Raw genomic sequence first — 16,141 nt, forward strand, 5'->3', positions numbered from 1 at the left:
TTTTTTTCACCGTTAATGGATACAGCGCTGCCTGAGGTCGATAGCCTTTATCTGCCCGGTGGTTACCCTGAACTGCATCTGGAAACGCTCAGTCAAAATATGTCGATGCGTCAGGCAATATGTGAACACATTAATGCCAATAAACCGGGTGTGGCTGAATGTGGTGGCATGCTGTATTTGTGCCGTACATTAACCGATAAGCATGGCCAACAAGCTGAAATGTGTGGCGTGCTGGCGGCGGATGCCAGATTACAAGCCAGACTGACAGCCTTGGCTCTACAACAAGTCACTCAGGATAATCACATTTTACGTGGCCACACCTACCACCATTCCTTGTTGGAAAATCAGCCTGAGGCCATCGTCTATGCCGAATGCCCGAATGGTAATCAGGTCCGTGAGGCCGTGTTCCAGCACCAGCGTCTTACCGCCAGCTATATTCACTTTTATTTCCCCTCTTCCCCTGAGCTGATTGCCCGCTGGTTTACCCCATGAGCCAGGATAAATACCGTTTTAATGAACAGGATCGTGAAGCGGTTTATCGCGCCATTGGTGAGCGTCGGGATATGCGGCATTTTATTACTGAGCCCATCGATCAGGATATCCTGCAGCGTTTGTTTCAAGCAGCCTGGCAGGCTCCCAGCGTGGGACTGATGCAACCCTGGCGGATGATTCGGATTACCGATACCACCATCCGTAACGCAATCCATCAAATCGTTGAAAATGAAAGAGTGCTGACCGCAAAAGCCTTAGGTGAGCGTGAAACGGAATTTCTGCGTCTGAAAGTCGAAGGCATTAAGGATTGTGCTGAAGTGATTGTGGTATCACTCATGGATAATCGTGAGCCGCACATTTTTGGTCGCCGCACCCTGCCGGAAATGGATCTGGCATCAGTATCATGTGCCATTCAGAATATGTGGCTGGCTGCCCGTGCTGAAGGTTTGGGCATGGGTTGGGTCTCGTTATTTGATCCCCAAAAATTAGCAGAGCTATTGAGGATTCCTGATGGAGCCTGTCCGGTAGCTATCTTGTGTTTGGGTCATGTCGATGCGTTTTATCAAAAGCCCATGCTGGAGCAGGAAAACTGGCGACAACGACAACCTATGGAAGAGCTTATCTTTGAAAACCGCTGGGAAATCAAAGCCAAACCATGACCTTTATTATCATGCTCAGTGCACTCATCATTGACTGGTTAGTCGGCGAACCGAAAAGGTTGCACCCACTGGTCGGGTTTGGCACTTTGGCGAATAAAATCGAAGCTCGTTTCAATCAAGCCAACCAACATCGATTGCTTCAGTTTTTTGCCGGCATGCTGGCATTGGCCCTTTGTATTGCCCCTATTACTGTTATTACTTATTTGATCAGCCAGATTCCATTTTGGGGAGCCTTGTTTTCCGTTGTGCTATTAACGCTGTGCCTGGGTCATCGCAGTCTTTTTGATCATGCACGACCTATCCTGCAGGCCATGCAACAAGGCGATATCGAACTTGCCAGAACATTGACCAGCCGCATTGTCAGTCGGGATAAAGATCATATTGATGTCAATAAAGCGACCATTGAATCCGTGCTGGAAAATGGTAACGATGCGGTTTTTGGCACGCTTTTCTGGTTTGTTATCGGTGGTGCAGCCGGAGCGGTCGCCTACCGTCTGGTTAATACGCTGGATGCCATGTGGGGCTATCGGACACCCAGGTTATTCTATTTTGGCAAGGCAGCAGCCCGCTTGGATGATGTATTGAATTATGTCCCGGCGCGACTAACCGCCCTGAGTTATGCTGTGCTTGGAAACATACGCAAAGCGCTATCATGTTGGCGACAACAGGCGCCATTATGGGATAGCCCAAATGCTGGACCAGTCATGGCCAGTGGTGCCGGCGCTTTGGATGTTCAACTCGGTGGAGCCGCTCGTTATCACGGCGAATGGCATCAACGTCCGCAGCTTGGCACATCAAATTCGGCTGAAGCAAACGATATTGGGCGTGCTCTAAGATTAGTGTCGAACAGTGTGTTGTTATGGCTTTCCGTTATAGGGATTATTACGGGGATCATTTATGCTTAATCACGGCGGTAGAATTCACGCTTATGCCAAACAATATGGCATTGCCACCAATGATTGGCTGGATCTGTCTACTGGTATTAACCCCAACGGCTGGCCAGTTCCAGGACAGATCCCTGCAAAAATTTGGGCAAGGTTGCCTGAAAATGAAGATGATTTAATCGTCCGGGCTAAAACATATTATCAATGTGAGCATATTCTGCCGGTTGCTGGGTCGCAGGCTGCTATACAGCTGTTGCCAACATTAAGAACAGCCTGTCGTGTTGCGATACTGTCACCTGCTTACGAAGAGCATTGCCATTGCTGGCAACAGGCAGGACATGAGGTGGTAGCGCTGGAAAGTGTTGAACTGGAGCAACAGATCAATCAGTTTGACGTGGTGATTGTGATAAACCCAAACAATCCCAGTGGTGAAACCTTCAGTACAGAACGTTTGTTAAACTGGCATCGCCTTTTGCTTTCCCGCAACGGTTGGTTGATTGTTGATGAAGCTTTTATCGATGTGACTGCCCAAAAAAGTCTGGCGTCTTTTCCGGTTCAGCCAGGGTTGATTATTTTACGTTCGTTAGGAAAGTTTTTTGGCTTGGCAGGTTTGCGGGTAGGCTTTGTGATTGCACATCCTGATATGTTGTCCCTCCTCAATGAAAAGATGGGACCCTGGAGTATTGCTTCGGTATCACGTTGGGTTGCGGCTCAGGCTCTGGCAGATCGCCACTGGCAACAACAGTTATGTCAGCTGCTACCCCAAAGCGCTGCAAGGTTGACCCAACTGCTGACGGATTATCAGCTTCGTCCAACAGGTGGTTGTGCTTTGTTTCAATGGGTTAAAACCAATCAGGCTCCACATATCCATCATCAATTAGCTGAACAAGGCATCCTCTGCAGATTATTTGATAACCCGGTTGCGTTACGCTTTGGCCTGCCCGCTTCAGAAAGCGACTGGTTACGACTGGAAAAGGCATTGCAACAGGTTATAACAAAATGACAGCCAAAACCTTGATGGTGCAAGGCACCACCTCAGATGCCGGAAAAAGTACACTGGTCACCGCGTTATGTCGTTGGCTGGTGAAGCGGGATTATTCTGTCGTACCGTTTAAGCCTCAGAACATGGCTCTCAACAGTGCTGTCACTGCTGAAGGTGGTGAAATAGGTCGTGCTCAGGCGGTTCAAGCCCAGGCTTGTAATCTGCCTCCCCATACAGATATGAATCCGGTTTTACTGAAACCAAACAGTGACACTGGGGCTCAGGTCATTATTCATGGCAAAGCCATTGCCAATATGGATGCGCGGTTTTACCACGACTATAAACAAACTGCGATGGCGGCAGTACTGGAATCTCATCAACGTCTGATTAATCAATACGATGTGGTGATGGTTGAGGGTGCCGGTTCACCCGCAGAGATTAATCTACGGGATCGCGATATTGCTAATATGGGCTTTGCTGAGGCCGTCGATTGTCCGGTGATTCTGGTGGCTGATATTGATCGTGGTGGGGTATTTGCCCACTTGGTCGGTACTTTGGATCTTTTGTCAGATTCTGAACAACAACGGGTTAAAGGCTTTGTGATTAATCGCTTCAGAGGCGATATCAGTTTATTGCAATCTGGTCTGGACTGGCTGGAAAAACGTACTGGCAAACCTGTTCTGGGCGTGTTGCCCTATCTGCATGGGCTGCATCTGGAAGCTGAGGATGCGATTAATATTACACAGGTAGAAAAAGCCGGAAAGGTGCTGAACGTTATTGTGCCGGTCATGCCTCGTATCAGTAATCATACCGATCTGGATCCATTGCGCCTGCACCCAAACGTAAACTTGCAATTTATCGGTCCGGATTCACCGATACCGCCAGCGGATTTGATCATTCTGCCGGGCAGCAAACATGTCAGCGCTGATCTGTACTGGCTTGAACAGCAAGGCTGGCCTGCAGCAATTCAAAAACATCTGCGTTACGGTGGCAAACTGCTGGGGATTTGTGGTGGTTTTCAAATGCTGGGTCAGCAGATTGATGATCCAACAGGTGTTGAAGGTTCGCCTGGCACTTGCAAAAAAGCCCTGGGCTTACTGGATATGCACACGACCCTGCATAACAAGAAACAATTACGGCAAAATCAGGGACAATTATTACTTAATAATGCTGCTATCAGTGGCTACGAAATTCATGCCGGTGTCAGTGAAGGCAAAGCCTTGTTACGTCCGCTGCTACATTTATCGCATGGTCCGGATGGAGCGATCAGCGAAGATAATCAGATTATCGGCACTTATCTGCATGGGTTATTTGAACAGCAGACGAGTTGTGATGCACTGCTGCAATGGGCTGGACTGAATAACGTCAGCAGTCCGGATTATCATGCTTTGCGTGAAGCGGATATTGAACGTCTGGCAAAGATGGTTGAACAGCATATGGATACTTCAGCACTACTGACTATTTTAAAGGCAGAAAATGGCTAAAACCCTGATCCTCGGCGGCGTAAAATCCGGTAAAAGCCGACTGGCTGAACAGCGTGCTATCAATACCGAATTGGCAGTTTGCTATGTGGCGACGGCCCGTGCTGATGACAAAGAAATGCAGCAGCGTATTGCATTACATCAACAACAGCGCCCGACTCACTGGACCACAGTCGAAGTGCCACTCAATCTTGCCGCTGCATTGCAACAACACGACGATACAGATAAATGCTTTTTGGTGGATTGCCTGACGTTATGGCTGACCAATCTGTTACTCGCTGATGACGAAAACTTACTAAATACTGAAACCCAACGATTACTTGAGACTCTGCCAACGCTGCAGGCTGACATCATTCTGGTCAGTAATGAAACCAGTATGGGTATTGTGCCGATGGGTGAATTGACCCGACGTTTTTGTGATGAAGCCGGTCGTTTGCATCAGCAACTGGCGATACAGATGGATAATGTCATCCTGACCGTGGCGGGTTTGCCGCATGCCTTGAAAGGAAACTGAATGATTGATTTCAAACACTGGTTAACTCAACCGGTCAAACCATTGAATACTCAGGCCGCTGATCAGGCGCGCGTTCGACAAAACCAGCTGACCAAACCGGCAGGCTCATTAGGCCAACTCGAACAACTGGCAATACAACTTGCTGCCATGCAAGCTGACAAACCACAAGCCGAGCATGTACACATTACAGTTTATGCAGCCGATCATGGGGTGATGGCAGAAAACATTTCAGCCTATCCACAATCCGTTACCGCCGCGATGATCCGTAATTTTGCTTCTGGTGGTGCGGCTATTAGCGTATTAGCAAAACATTTAAGTGCCTCACTGGACGTCATTAATGTGGGCATTGTTGGTGAGTTGGAAGAAATTAAAGGCGTGCAGGATCTTCGAGTCGCCAGTGGTACCGCTAATTTTTATCAACAAGCGGCAATGAGTGAAGCCGAATGCGAACAAGCGATGCTGATTGGGCGGCATAATGTTGAATGCTGCCTGCAGAACGGTAGCCAGATCTATATTGCCGGTGATATGGGTATTGGTAATACCACAGCAGCCAGTGCCATGGCCTGTGCCCTGTTGAATCTTCCTGCCAGTAAATTGGCTGGTCCCGGAACAGGTTTAACTGCCGAGGGCGTTTTACATAAAGCCAGCGTCATTCAAGAATCTCTGTCATTACATAAAGATCATCTGGATTCACCATTGGCCACTTTGCGCTATCTCGGCGGTTTTGAAATCGCAGCAATGGTCGGCAGTTATCTGCACTGTGCCAAAACGGGTCTGCCGGTGGTGATTGATGGATTCATCAGCAGCGTGGCTGCTTTATGTGCTGAACAAATCTCTCCGGGAAGTCAGCAGTGGTTTATCTTCAGCCATCATAGCGCCGAACCTGGACATAGCGCCGTTTTACAGGCCATGGATGCAAAACCTTTAGTCAATTTTAGTATGCGGTTGGGCGAAGCCAGTGGTGCAGCCGTTGCTATCCCGTTATTAAGAATGGCCTGCGCCCTGCACAATCAAATGGCAACTTTTGAAGAAGCAGCTATCGAAGGAGCCATAAGCGAATGAAGTCTTTTCTGATAGCGTTGCAGTTTTTAACAATTCTACCCGTTCAACTGAAGGGTACATTGACTGATAAAGAAATCGGTCATTCATTGTTGTTTTATCCAGTGGTCGGTTTGCTAATCGGTCTCGTGTTAGGTCTGCTTGCCTGGAGTCTCAACGCTCAATTACCCATGGTCTCTGCCATTTTGGTCTTAACAGTCTGGGTCACACTTTCAGGTGCATTACATCTTGATGGTTTGGCCGACAGTGCCGATGCCTGGTTAGGGGGTATTGGCGATAAAGCCAAAACCTTGTTAATAATGAAAGACCCTGCAGCCGGTCCCATTGCAGTAGTGACAATTGTTTTAGTACTGTTAATTAAGTTTGTCATGCTGACGGTTTTACTCAGCCAGCAGAACTGCTGGGAATTAATCTGGTCTGTGATACTGGCCCGCACCGCTTTACCATTATTATTTTTAACTACTGACTATGTGCGGCCCCGTGGTTTGGGCAGTATTCTCAAACAACAGCAATCCGCAATACATACGCGACGCCTTATGCTCATCGTTGGTGTATTAGCCTTATTCAGTATCGGCCTGTTCCCCCTGTTGTTTGGCTTATTGGTTTTTCTGTTGCTACGCTATCTGATGGAGCGTCGATTAAATGGGTTTACCGGTGATACTGCGGGCGCAATGGTGGAACTGCTGGAAGCGGCGTTACTGATATTTTTTGTTTTATTTTAGGAAATTTATGACTGATTCTGAGAAAAGCCAACGCCATAAAGATCGCATGCAACGTCACAAGGAAGTTGTCGATCAGAAGATCCAGAAAGCCACTAAGGATAAAGGTTTATTGCTGTGTATAACTGGCAACGGCAAAGGTAAAAGTTCATCCGGTTTTGGCATGATTGCCAGAGCGCTGGGCCATGATATGAAAGTTGGCATTGTGCAATTTATCAAAGGCGCGATGAGTACTGGCGAAGAAGCTTTCTATCGTCGCTTTCCAGAGCAGGTCAGTTATCACGTTGTCGGGGATGGTTTTACCTGGGACACCCAAAATCTAGAACAGGATAAAGCTTCAGCAGAAGCTGGCTGGGAAATTGTTAAAAACATGTTACAGGACGACAGTATTAACGTGATTTTGCTGGATGAACTGAATATTGTCCTGAAAATGAAATATTTGGATGCAGATAAAGTAATAGCTGATTTGGCTGCTCGCCCGGCAATGCAACATGTGATTATTACCGGTCGCGGAGCGCCGGACAGCATCATTGAAGCAGCCGATACCGTCAGCCGGATTGAAGATGTCAAACATGCGTTTCGCGATGGTATCCGTGCTCAAAAAGGCATAGAGCTCTAAAGTTTTTTTGAGGTTTTTGGCTTGCTTTTTGCTGTGTCATCAAACGGTAAAGTTACTCACAATTTCTGTGGATAACTCTGTGCTTAACTTTTGAGTTAGTTCCTAAGCTCTTCATATTTAAACACTCTGCTCAAAATGGTTAAAAAACAATCAATCACATTAAACCGTTATAACTCAATCACTTATGAATACACTCAACGTAATCAGTTAGTTAGCGATATCTCTTATTGAATTAAGTGAAGAAATTGTGAAACAGGTGAATAACTTGCCGGTATTAAGTAATGCTGTTATCGGGATTCGTCGGCGATTTGGATATAAAAAAAACCCGGTAGTGCGTTATGTCACTACCGGGTTTATTGTTTGCAATATTAAACCGGCTCAGTTTCTTTGACGATGTCCAATACCAGTTCATCATTTTTCAGGATAACTCTTACATGGCCACCATCACTGAGTTGACCGAACAATAATTCATCGGCCAACGGACGTTTGATTTTTTCCTGTACCAGACGCGCCATTGGTCTTGCCCCCATTTGCACATCATAACCATGCTCTGCCAGCCATTCACGAGCATCATTATCGATTTCAATAGTGACATTTTTATCTTGTAGTAACATTTCCAGTTCAAGTACCGACTTATCAGCAACACGCAAAATGGCTTCTTTACTCAGTGGTTGGAATTGAATAATGCCATCCAGACGATTCCGGAACTCCGGTGAGAAAGCACGTTTTAATGCTTCCGTACCATCCATATAATGTTCCTGCTTGGTAAACCCAATTGAACTGCGCCCCATTTCCTGAGCACCGGCATTACTGGTCATCACCAGTACAACATGGCGGAAGTCTGCCTTACGACCGTTATTATCGGTTAGCGTGCCGTGATCCATAACCTGCAAAAGCAGATTAAATACATCAGGATGTGCTTTCTCGATCTCATCCAGCAGCAATACAGCATGAGGTTGTTTAATGATAGCGTCGGTTAACAAACCACCCTGATCGAAGCCGACATAACCTGGCGGTGCGCCGATCAGACGAGAAACGGTATGTGGTTCCATGTATTCCGACATGTCAAAGCGGATCAGTTCAACACCCAGAATATGGGCCAACTGCCGGGTAACTTCTGTTTTACCTACCCCAGTTGGACCGGCAAACAGGAAAGCACCAGTTGGTTTTTCGGGATGACCCAACCCGGATCGCGCCATTTTAATCGCAGAGCTCAATGCAGAAATCGCGTCATCCTGTCCAAAAATAACATGCTTAAGGTTCGGCTCAAGATTACGTAAATTGTCTTTGTCTGCATTGCTAACCGTCTTCGCAGGTATACGGGCAATCTTGGCAACAATTTGTTGTACATCCTGTACACCAATCATTTTTTTACGTTTTGATTTTGGCAAAATACGTTGAGCTGCACCCACCTCATCCAAAACATCTATCGCCTTATCTGGCAGATAACGATCGTTAATATGACGGGCTGAAAGTTCTGCTGCCTGCTCAATTGCCGCATTGGAATAGCGCACATTGTGGTGTGATTCCAAGCCGGGTTTTAAACCTTTGAGAATTTCAATCGTTTCAGCAACAGAAGGTTCAGGCACATCAATTTTCTGAAAACGTCGCGCCAGGGCACGATCATGTTCAAAAATACTGCGATATTCCTGATACGTGGTTGAGCCAATACATTTCAACTCACCGTTTGCTAATAATGGTTTCAGCAGATTCGCCGCGTCCATTGCACTATTGCCTGCACTCCCCGCACCAATCATTGTATGGATTTCGTCAATAAACAGAATGGCATGTTCCTGCTGCTTGATCTCACGTAACAGACCTTTCAGACGTTTTTCGAAATCACCACGGTATTTGGTACCGGCAACCAGAGCGCCCATATCCAGTGAATAAACCACGGCCTGCTCCAGCACTTCGGGTACATCACCATCAACGATACGTTTGGCAAGACCTTCTGCCAGCGCGGTTTTACCAACACCTGCTTCACCCACAAACAAAGGATTGTTTTTGCGTCGACGGCAGAGCACCTGCAAAGTACGTTCAATCTCATTGGCACGGCCAATTAACGGATCAATTCGACCAAGCTTGGCCTCAGCATTGAGGTTGGTAGCATAGAGGGCTAATGGGCTTTTACTCTCAGAGTTTCCCTCTTCAACTTCGATTTTTTCACTTTTGGTTTCTTCTGCCAGATTTTCAATACCACCGTGACTGATAGCGTTGACCACATCCAGTCGACTGACATCCTGCTTTTGTAACAGATAAACCGCTTGAGATTGCTGCTCAGAGAAAATTGAAACCAATACATTGGCACCGGTCACCTCTTCGCCACCAGATGATTGCACGTGCATAACTGCACGCTGCAAAATGCGTTGAAAAGCTAAAGTTGGCTGAGTTTCACGGTCACTGTCTTCAGCCAGAGTCGGCAGATTATCAGCAAGAAAATCGGTCAGATCCTGACGCAAGGCGTTGATATCCACCTCGCAGGCTTTGAGTACGGCCAACGCCTGTCCGTTCTCCAATAGTGCTAACAATAGATGTTCCACTGTCAGAAATTCATGGGATCTTTGTCGAGCATAGTTGAATGCCTGACTCAGCGTGTGTTCAAGTTCTTTACTCAGCATATTGCTATCCGCCTATTGTCGTTGCAGCCATCTCATTCCTGTTCCATGGTGCACTGTAAGGGATGCCCATGTCGTTGGGCATAACTGTTTACTTGCTCCACTTTGGCTTCTGCGATCTCAAAGGTAAAGATCCCGCACAAAGCCTGTCCTTCTGTGTGCACTTGCAACATGGTTCGTGTGGCACGTTCACGTCCCATATCAAACAAAGTCTCCAAAACCTCAACCACAAAATCCATTGGCGTGTAATCATCATTCATCATGATTACCCGGTATTTCGGTGGTTGTTTTAAGTCAGGTTTAGATGGCGCAACCGCAAAGCCATGTTCAGCCTGCCAATCTTGATCACGTTTTTCTGCCATCGCAAAAATCAACTCGCTGCTTCAACCATTTGTTTGAGTTCGCCGTTCTCATACAGTTCCATAATAATGTCACATCCACCAATTAATTCACCATTAATGTACAGCTGAGGGAACGTTGGCCAGTCAGCATAACGGTGAAGATTTTCACGAACTTCAGGGTCGGCCAGTACATTAACATAAGCAAATTCTGAGCCACAGGCAGTCAGCGCTTGTGATGAGCGACTGGAAAATCCGCATTGTGGAAATTCAGGCGTGCCCTTCATAAACAGAATAACCGGGTTTGATTCAATCGCCTGCTTAATGCGTTCCATAATATCCATCGTTATTACCTCTTTGATTTGGTTAGTTGTAGCAGATGGGGGCACCTGCTGTTAATTCAAGATTACGCCTTTGATAAAGGTCGTTGCAATAGTCCTAACACTCCTTCAAGACCACAATAATTCAATGCTGTATCAGCCGCTTCCTGCACTTTGGGTTTCGCATGATAGGCCACGCTCATACCAGCTTCAGCCATCATCAACAGATCATTGGCACCATCACCAATAGCAATGCTCTGCTTTTTATCGATGTTGATTTCATCACAACATTTAATTAAAAAATCAGCCTTAGCCTGTGCACCACAAATATCCCCTGTGACGTTACCGGTCAGATAACCATTGTCATGCTCGAGCACATTGGCTTGGGTAAAATCCAGATTCAACCGTTTTTTCAGTTTATCGGTAAAAAACGTAAAACCTCCGGAGACCAATGCTGTTTTTATTCCGGCTTGTTGCACCGTTTTTAACATCACCTCTGCACCAGGATTGAGCATCAGTCGTTCGTTATAAACACGATCAAGCATTTCTACTGGCAATCCCTTTAGCAGGGCGACACGTTGTTTGAGTGATGTTTCAAAATCTATTTCTCCACGCATGGCGGATTCAGTAATAGCGGCAACCTGGGGCTTGATGTCCATAAAATCAGCGATTTCATCAATACACTCAATCGTAATTAAGGTGGAATCCATATCCATCACCAGCAAACGACAATTTTTACCATTGAATTCTGCCGGCAGCACATTCATATCAACCATGTATTGTTGGCGTAACATCCTTAAATCCGCATGCTGGGTATTTTCGATCAGAGCGTAACTTTCCCGCCACGTACATTGGCCCGCTAATTTTTCAGCAATTTCATTGGCTAATGCCTGATTTAACTGAGGTCCCTGCAGAATGATCTGTGTCATGTTTTTCTCGCCTTAAAATGACAAACGGCGAACTGACTTACGTCAGTTCGCCGTGTACAACAACAATATTTTAATCAACTCAATGATAATTATTTCGCGTCGTTCTGGTAGCGCGCTACGCTGTCAACAATTTCCTGTTTAGCGGCATCAATACCTTCCCAACCTTCAATTTTGACCCACTTATTTTTCTCCAGATCTTTGTAATGTTCAAAGAAATGGGCAATCTGATTTAATAAAAACTCGGGGACATCTTTAATATCTTTGACGTTGTCGTACATTTTATCATGAGGTACCGCTACAACTTTTGCGTCTTCACCTTTTTCATCTGTCATTTTCAGCATACCGACTGGGCGGCATGCTACTACACAACCATTAATCAAAGGAAAGGGGGTAATAACCAGCACGTCTACTGGATCTCCATCATCCGACAAGGTGTTGGGAACATAACCATAATTGGCAGGATAGAACATAGCGGTGTTCATAAAACGATCAACAAACAAAGCGCCAGTCGCTTTATCGACTTCATATTTAACCGGATTGGCATTTGCAGGAATTTCGATAATAACGTTGATATCTTCTGGCAGATTGCTGCCCGGGCCGACTCGGTCAAGGTTCATAAAGCGATTGCTCCAATAATTAGTTTAGGGGAATGAATAAACTCGGCAATTATAAAAGAAACCACGCCACCATCAAAGTTGAAGTCACAATAAGCTACCGACTGAAAAAAAACAGCGCCACACCAATAAGTAATAATGAAAACATTCGTCGCAACCAATGCGAGGGGATTTTTTTAGCGATTCTGGCACCAATTTGGGCAAAAATTATACTGGTGGCAATGATGCCAAAAAATGCCTGCCAATGAACAAAGCCGGTTTGCCAATCAGATTGTTGGCTGATTTCATCGGGCGCAAAAACAATAAAGCCAATGACCCCAGAAATCGCAATAGGCAAACCAGTGCATGCAGCAGAGCCTATCGCCTGTTGAATGCTAAGACGAGCCATAAGCAAATAAGGAACAATCATTGTTCCCCCGCCAATACCCACCAATGCACTGATGACACCACTTAATAAACCATAAGTGGTTGCAGGTAAGCGATTTAACAATACCGGATAGGCTGCTTTACTATTGGGTAACCATATGCGCAGAGCCATCATTAACGCAAACAATGCAAAAAAAATCTGTAACTTTTCACCACTTATAACACTGGCAAGCAATGCGCCACTGAATGCGCCCAGAACAAGCCCAGGCACTAATCGCCGAACCGCCAGCATCGAAATATTAGCTAAGCGCCAATGTGCATAGATCGAGGATAAGGAAGTCACAACAATCGTCATTAAGGATGTCGCTACCGCCATATGAATTAGATATTCAACAGGCAAAGCTTGTTTACTGAACAACCAGACCAATACTGGCACGATCACCAGCCCGCCCCCAATGCCAAAAAGTCCTGCAAGTGTTCCAGCCACCATTCCCGCGGCCATATAGCTGAACCATTCAATCCACATAGATGTTTATTTCCTGAGCCTGATTACATTTTTCGCTAGAATCATGAACTTTCCCACAGATTTTTAATCATTACCGCTTGCCTGTGCAGGCTATATTTACTGGATAAGTTTTGACAGATAACACTGTAACGCACCGCCAGGTTTGGCGTATTGCCGGGCCAATGATTATTGCCAATATTTCGACTCCCCTATTAGGCATGGTCGATACCGCAATGGTCGGCCATCTCAGCGCCGCGCATTACCTTGGTGCTGTCGCCATAGGCAGTATGATTTTTACCTTTGTTTTCTGGGGCTTTGGCTTTCTCAGAATGGCTACTACTGGTCTGACATCACAGGCTTATGGCGAAAATAGTACCGCAAAAATGCAGGCGGTATTAATGCAATCTATCTGGCTAGCCTTAACCATTGCTTTGTTTTTGCTGCTATTACAGTATCCGATTCGCCAAGTTGCACTACAGATTGTCGATAGCAGCGGCAGCGTTGAACAATTTGCCGCTGTTTACTTTGATATTCGTATATGGAGTGCGCCAGCCACACTGGTGAATTACGCTATTCTGGGTTGGCTGATTGGTCGTGAAGCATCCAAAGCGGCTCTATTGATGGTTTTGGTCATCAATATCAGTAATATTCTCCTCGATGCCCTTTTTGTACTGGGCTTTGGTATGGACGTTGATGGCGTTGCTTTAGCCTCAGTGCTCGCTGAATACAGTGGCTTAATTACCGGATTGCTTCTGCTCAAATACTATGGTGTGAATAAAGCCGGTATACATTTATCGCTCAGCCAGAAAGTGTTGCAAGACAGTTGGAAAGGCTTACATGTGCATGGCAATGTGATGATCAGAACCTTTTTGCTTATCAGCTGTTTTGCTTTATTTACCACCCAAGGTGCTCGCCAGGGTGACACCGTGCTGGCGGCTAACAGTGTGCTGCTGAATTTTATTACGCTGATGGCGTTTGTATTGGATGGTTTTGCTAATGCGACCGAAGCTTTGACTGGAAAAGCCATCGGCCGTAAATCACCCATCATGTTGAGAAGAGCGCTTGGCTTGACTGCTTTTTGGTCCGTGTTAATGGCAATATTGTTTTCGTTGACCTATCTGCTGTTTGGGGCATCGATAATTCAGCTGTTAACCGGCATTGATGCGGTGATTAAATTTGCAAGCATACACCTGTTTTGGGTGATTATCGCACCGCTGATCGCGGTATGGTCATATTTACTCGATGGCCTGTTTGTCGGCGCTACATGCAGTCGAGAAATGCGTAATACCATGCTATTTTCTGCATTATGTTGTTATCTGCCTGCGTTTTACCTGCTGCAACCCTTTGGCAATCACGGGTTATGGGCCGCATTAATTATTTTCCTCGCTGCAAGAGGACTTACACAGAGTATTTATATTAATCGGATAATGCGACTTGCGGATCCATCCTAATGAGAAGATCGAGTTCGGTTCAGATTGCCCGATAAAACCCGCCGATCCTGACCGGAACGTCTTTTGACATGCGACAAATCAAATCGAATCAGTTGTCGTCGTTCCATATTCTGTCGGCGTTGGTATCGGCGACGGTCGTCATCGCCATGAAAAGAGCAAGATTGTGGATCCTGGATGTATTGTGGGTCTGTCTGGCTCATCACTAACATCTCCATTGGCTTCGATAATCGACTTGTACGCCGCCATTTCGTTGCTGTCAATCTGGTATCAGCAGCTAAAGATCTGTTTTTTATGAAAAAGCGGACAATCAAACACCAATCGACTGGCTTTCAACTGTAAGCCATCGACATGCTTTCTGCCGTAACGAGCGTCACCACTGACAGGATGGCCAATTGAAGCACAATGACGACGGATTTGATGCATACGACCGGTTTCAATGGAGACGGCTAACCGCGTTCTGTTTTGTTGTGCATCATAGGTGCGTTTTTCAAAATGACTGACCGCATGCTTGCCATCCAGCGGAGTGTTGACCGTCAGCTTTTGCCATTCCACCTCTCCATCCACCTGAATGTCATAGTGTTTTTCAATTTTCCTTTGCTGGAACATGGTGGATAACTGAGCCGCTGCTTTTTGCTGATGCGCAATAATCATCAAACCATAAGCTTCACGATCCAGGCGTTGCACCAGAAAACTTTGTCGGGGTTTATCAAAAGCCAGTTCTGCAACCCTTAACAAACTGCAATGATCTCCCCACTCTGTGCCTTGTGCCAGCATACCCGACGGTTTAAACCAGACACTGTAAACATCAAAGTCATGCAGCAGCTGCGGAACTTCGGGGATCTGATCCAACAAATGCTTATCGTAATAGATGCGTAAAACCTCTCCCACATTCAGACTTTTGGTAGCACGTCTTAACCGTTGAGTCCGTTTGCCTTTTTGCAACCAGACGGCGCCCTTGCTCATGGCTTGTTTGATTTGCTGGCGAGAAAGCACACTGTGTTCAGCCAATAAATCAATCGCATTTGCAGGGGCTTGCTCTACCGGGATTTTTAACTCGAAACGAACAGAATGATCAGACATTTTATGAAATAGTGCTTTGGCGTAGAATAATGATTTATTTAATTAGGTATCGCTGATGTTTATACCGCAATTACTCGGTGGTTGTCTTGCTTTAATGTTTGCCTTGACGGTTCAGGCAGATGCCTACAAGTGGATTGATGACGATGGTGAAGTCATCTATTCGCAGACGCCCCCCTTGGACAAGCCTTATGAAAAGATGGAAACCCCACCTCCTCCAACCATCGATCCCAAAGCGGCAAAAAAAGAAATCGAATTATTGATTGAACAGCAAAAAGCGGCAGATGCCGAGCGTGATGAGCAGCAAAAACGGCAGGCACAAGCGCAGAAAGCCGCCGCAATTCTTGAAGAAAACTGTCGTGTTGCTCAATATAATTTACAGCAATATCAGGATAATCCCGGCAGACGAGTGATGGATCCTCAGGGAAATGTGACTCGCCCTACCGAAGAAGAGAGACAGGAAAAAATTAACACGTTACAACAGCAAGTTAAGCAATTCTGCAAACAGGAGAATTAA

Annotated in this window: 18 protein-coding genes and 1 pseudogene; 11 read left to right on the top strand and 8 right to left on the bottom strand. The window is 46.0% G+C overall.

The window, feature by feature from the left end:
- The 9 genes and pseudogenes from LGT40_RS07780 to cobO form a co-directional block, all read left to right on the top strand.
- Positions 1-492 (top strand): annotated as a pseudogene (locus LGT40_RS07780) (cobyrinate a,c-diamide synthase); the annotation flags it as partial.
- A complete protein-coding gene (bluB, locus tag LGT40_RS07785; RefSeq protein ID WP_226070369.1) occupies positions 489-1,151 on the top strand; it encodes a 5,6-dimethylbenzimidazole synthase in 663 nt (220 codons plus the stop codon). The pseudogene LGT40_RS07780 and the gene bluB, both read left to right, overlap by 4 nt.
- Positions 1,148-2,056 (top strand): adenosylcobinamide-phosphate synthase CbiB, encoded by a 909-nt coding sequence (cbiB, locus tag LGT40_RS07790; RefSeq protein WP_226070371.1) that lies wholly within the window; start codon positions 1,148-1,150, stop codon positions 2,054-2,056. Before bluB ends, cbiB begins: the two co-directional genes overlap by 4 nt.
- Positions 2,049-3,038: a threonine-phosphate decarboxylase CobD gene (gene cobD / locus LGT40_RS07795; protein ID WP_226070372.1), complete on the top strand. Its 990-nt coding sequence runs from the start codon at positions 2,049-2,051 to the stop codon at positions 3,036-3,038. The genes cbiB and cobD overlap by 8 nt, the downstream gene beginning before the upstream one ends.
- Positions 3,035-4,501: a cobyric acid synthase gene (locus tag LGT40_RS07800; protein WP_226070375.1), complete on the top strand. Its 1,467-nt coding sequence runs from the start codon at positions 3,035-3,037 to the stop codon at positions 4,499-4,501. The genes cobD and LGT40_RS07800 overlap by 4 nt, the downstream gene beginning before the upstream one ends.
- Positions 4,494-5,012 (top strand): bifunctional adenosylcobinamide kinase/adenosylcobinamide-phosphate guanylyltransferase, encoded by a 519-nt coding sequence (cobU, locus tag LGT40_RS07805; RefSeq protein WP_226070376.1) that lies wholly within the window; start codon positions 4,494-4,496, stop codon positions 5,010-5,012. Before LGT40_RS07800 ends, cobU begins: the two co-directional genes overlap by 8 nt.
- Complete coding sequence (gene cobT, locus LGT40_RS07810; protein WP_226070377.1) at positions 5,013-6,074, top strand: nicotinate-nucleotide--dimethylbenzimidazole phosphoribosyltransferase; 1,062 nt, start codon at positions 5,013-5,015, stop codon at positions 6,072-6,074.
- The gene (locus tag LGT40_RS07815) at positions 6,071-6,793 is read left to right on the top strand and encodes an adenosylcobinamide-GDP ribazoletransferase (RefSeq protein ID WP_226070378.1); all 723 of its coding nucleotides are present in this window, start codon (positions 6,071-6,073) and stop codon (positions 6,791-6,793) included. Before cobT ends, LGT40_RS07815 begins: the two co-directional genes overlap by 4 nt.
- A 7-nt stretch (positions 6,794-6,800) precedes the next feature.
- A complete protein-coding gene (gene cobO, locus LGT40_RS07820; RefSeq protein ID WP_226070379.1) occupies positions 6,801-7,409 on the top strand; it encodes a cob(I)yrinic acid a,c-diamide adenosyltransferase in 609 nt (202 codons plus the stop codon).
- A gap of 368 nt (positions 7,410-7,777) precedes the next feature.
- Here the strand turns inward: cobO and clpA are convergent, their stop codons facing one another.
- From clpA to LGT40_RS07850, 6 genes are all read right to left on the bottom strand, one after another.
- On the bottom strand, positions 7,778-10,027 hold the full coding sequence (gene clpA / locus LGT40_RS07825; RefSeq protein WP_226070380.1) for an ATP-dependent Clp protease ATP-binding subunit ClpA: 2,250 nt from the start codon (positions 10,025-10,027) through the stop codon (positions 7,778-7,780).
- A gap of 32 nt (positions 10,028-10,059) precedes the next feature.
- Positions 10,060-10,386, bottom strand: coding sequence for an ATP-dependent Clp protease adapter ClpS (gene clpS, locus LGT40_RS07830; protein WP_226070381.1), 327 nt, complete (start codon positions 10,384-10,386; stop codon positions 10,060-10,062).
- 8 nt (positions 10,387-10,394) lie between these two features.
- Positions 10,395-10,706, bottom strand: coding sequence for a Grx4 family monothiol glutaredoxin (gene grxD, locus LGT40_RS07835; protein WP_014707423.1), 312 nt, complete (start codon positions 10,704-10,706; stop codon positions 10,395-10,397).
- A 62-nt stretch (positions 10,707-10,768) separates the two neighbouring features.
- On the bottom strand, positions 10,769-11,611 hold the full coding sequence (serB, locus tag LGT40_RS07840; protein ID WP_226070384.1) for a phosphoserine phosphatase SerB: 843 nt from the start codon (positions 11,609-11,611) through the stop codon (positions 10,769-10,771).
- Positions 11,612-11,700: 89 nt separating this feature from the next.
- Complete coding sequence (gene ppa, locus LGT40_RS07845) at positions 11,701-12,228, bottom strand: inorganic diphosphatase (protein WP_226070386.1); 528 nt, start codon at positions 12,226-12,228, stop codon at positions 11,701-11,703.
- Between the two features lie 94 nt (positions 12,229-12,322).
- Entirely contained in the window at positions 12,323-13,117 is a 795-nt protein-coding gene (locus LGT40_RS07850) for a sulfite exporter TauE/SafE family protein (RefSeq protein ID WP_226070389.1), read from the bottom strand.
- A gap of 110 nt (positions 13,118-13,227) precedes the next feature.
- Between LGT40_RS07850 and LGT40_RS07855 the strand changes: the two genes are divergently transcribed.
- Positions 13,228-14,547 (top strand): MATE family efflux transporter, encoded by a 1,320-nt coding sequence (locus tag LGT40_RS07855; RefSeq protein WP_226070391.1) that lies wholly within the window; start codon positions 13,228-13,230, stop codon positions 14,545-14,547.
- Here LGT40_RS07855 and LGT40_RS07860 read toward each other — a convergent pair.
- Both LGT40_RS07860 and LGT40_RS07865 read right to left on the bottom strand, forming a co-directional pair.
- On the bottom strand, positions 14,544-14,747 hold the full coding sequence (locus LGT40_RS07860; RefSeq protein WP_226070393.1) for a hypothetical protein: 204 nt from the start codon (positions 14,745-14,747) through the stop codon (positions 14,544-14,546). The two genes, LGT40_RS07855 and LGT40_RS07860, sit on opposite strands and share 4 nt — an antisense overlap.
- Before the next feature lie 67 nt (positions 14,748-14,814).
- Positions 14,815-15,627 carry an RluA family pseudouridine synthase gene (locus LGT40_RS07865; protein ID WP_226070395.1) on the bottom strand — a complete coding sequence of 271 codons (813 nt, stop codon included), beginning with the start codon at positions 15,625-15,627 and terminating at the stop codon, positions 14,815-14,817.
- 55 nt (positions 15,628-15,682) lie between these two features.
- Between LGT40_RS07865 and LGT40_RS07870 the strand changes: the two genes are divergently transcribed.
- Positions 15,683-16,141, top strand: coding sequence for a DUF4124 domain-containing protein (locus LGT40_RS07870; RefSeq protein WP_226070397.1), 459 nt, complete (start codon positions 15,683-15,685; stop codon positions 16,139-16,141).

Origin of the sequence: Methylophaga pinxianii (genome assembly GCF_020447225.1) — a bacterium.
GTDB lineage: Bacteria > Pseudomonadota > Gammaproteobacteria > Nitrosococcales > Methylophagaceae > Methylophaga > Methylophaga pinxianii.

Excerpts from the sequence above, each read along its gene's own strand:
- cobD (WP_226070372.1), top strand. The coding sequence starts at position 2,049 with ATGCTTAATCACGGCGGTAGAATTCACGCTTATGCCAAACAATATGGC.
- cbiB (WP_226070371.1), top strand. The coding sequence starts at position 1,148 with ATGACCTTTATTATCATGCTCAGTGCACTCATCATTGACTGGTTAGTC.
- LGT40_RS07800 (WP_226070375.1), top strand. The coding sequence starts at position 3,035 with ATGACAGCCAAAACCTTGATGGTGCAAGGCACCACCTCAGATGCCGGA.
- cobU (WP_226070376.1), top strand. The coding sequence starts at position 4,494 with ATGGCTAAAACCCTGATCCTCGGCGGCGTAAAATCCGGTAAAAGCCGA.
- grxD (WP_014707423.1), bottom strand. The coding sequence starts at position 10,706 with ATGGATATTATGGAACGCATTAAGCAGGCGATTGAATCAAACCCGGTT.
- cobO (WP_226070379.1), top strand. The coding sequence starts at position 6,801 with ATGACTGATTCTGAGAAAAGCCAACGCCATAAAGATCGCATGCAACGT.
- LGT40_RS07860 (WP_226070393.1), bottom strand. The coding sequence starts at position 14,747 with ATGAGCCAGACAGACCCACAATACATCCAGGATCCACAATCTTGCTCT.
- clpA (WP_226070380.1), bottom strand. The coding sequence starts at position 10,027 with ATGCTGAGTAAAGAACTTGAACACACGCTGAGTCAGGCATTCAACTAT.
- serB (WP_226070384.1), bottom strand. The coding sequence starts at position 11,611 with ATGACACAGATCATTCTGCAGGGACCTCAGTTAAATCAGGCATTAGCC.
- bluB (WP_226070369.1), top strand. The coding sequence starts at position 489 with ATGAGCCAGGATAAATACCGTTTTAATGAACAGGATCGTGAAGCGGTT.
- LGT40_RS07870 (WP_226070397.1), top strand. The coding sequence starts at position 15,683 with ATGTTTATACCGCAATTACTCGGTGGTTGTCTTGCTTTAATGTTTGCC.
- clpS (WP_226070381.1), bottom strand. The coding sequence starts at position 10,386 with ATGGCAGAAAAACGTGATCAAGATTGGCAGGCTGAACATGGCTTTGCG.
- ppa (WP_226070386.1), bottom strand. The coding sequence starts at position 12,228 with ATGAACCTTGACCGAGTCGGCCCGGGCAGCAATCTGCCAGAAGATATC.
- LGT40_RS07815 (WP_226070378.1), top strand. The coding sequence starts at position 6,071 with ATGAAGTCTTTTCTGATAGCGTTGCAGTTTTTAACAATTCTACCCGTT.
- cobT (WP_226070377.1), top strand. The coding sequence starts at position 5,013 with ATGATTGATTTCAAACACTGGTTAACTCAACCGGTCAAACCATTGAAT.
- LGT40_RS07865 (WP_226070395.1), bottom strand. The coding sequence starts at position 15,627 with ATGTCTGATCATTCTGTTCGTTTCGAGTTAAAAATCCCGGTAGAGCAA.
- LGT40_RS07850 (WP_226070389.1), bottom strand. The coding sequence starts at position 13,117 with ATGTGGATTGAATGGTTCAGCTATATGGCCGCGGGAATGGTGGCTGGA.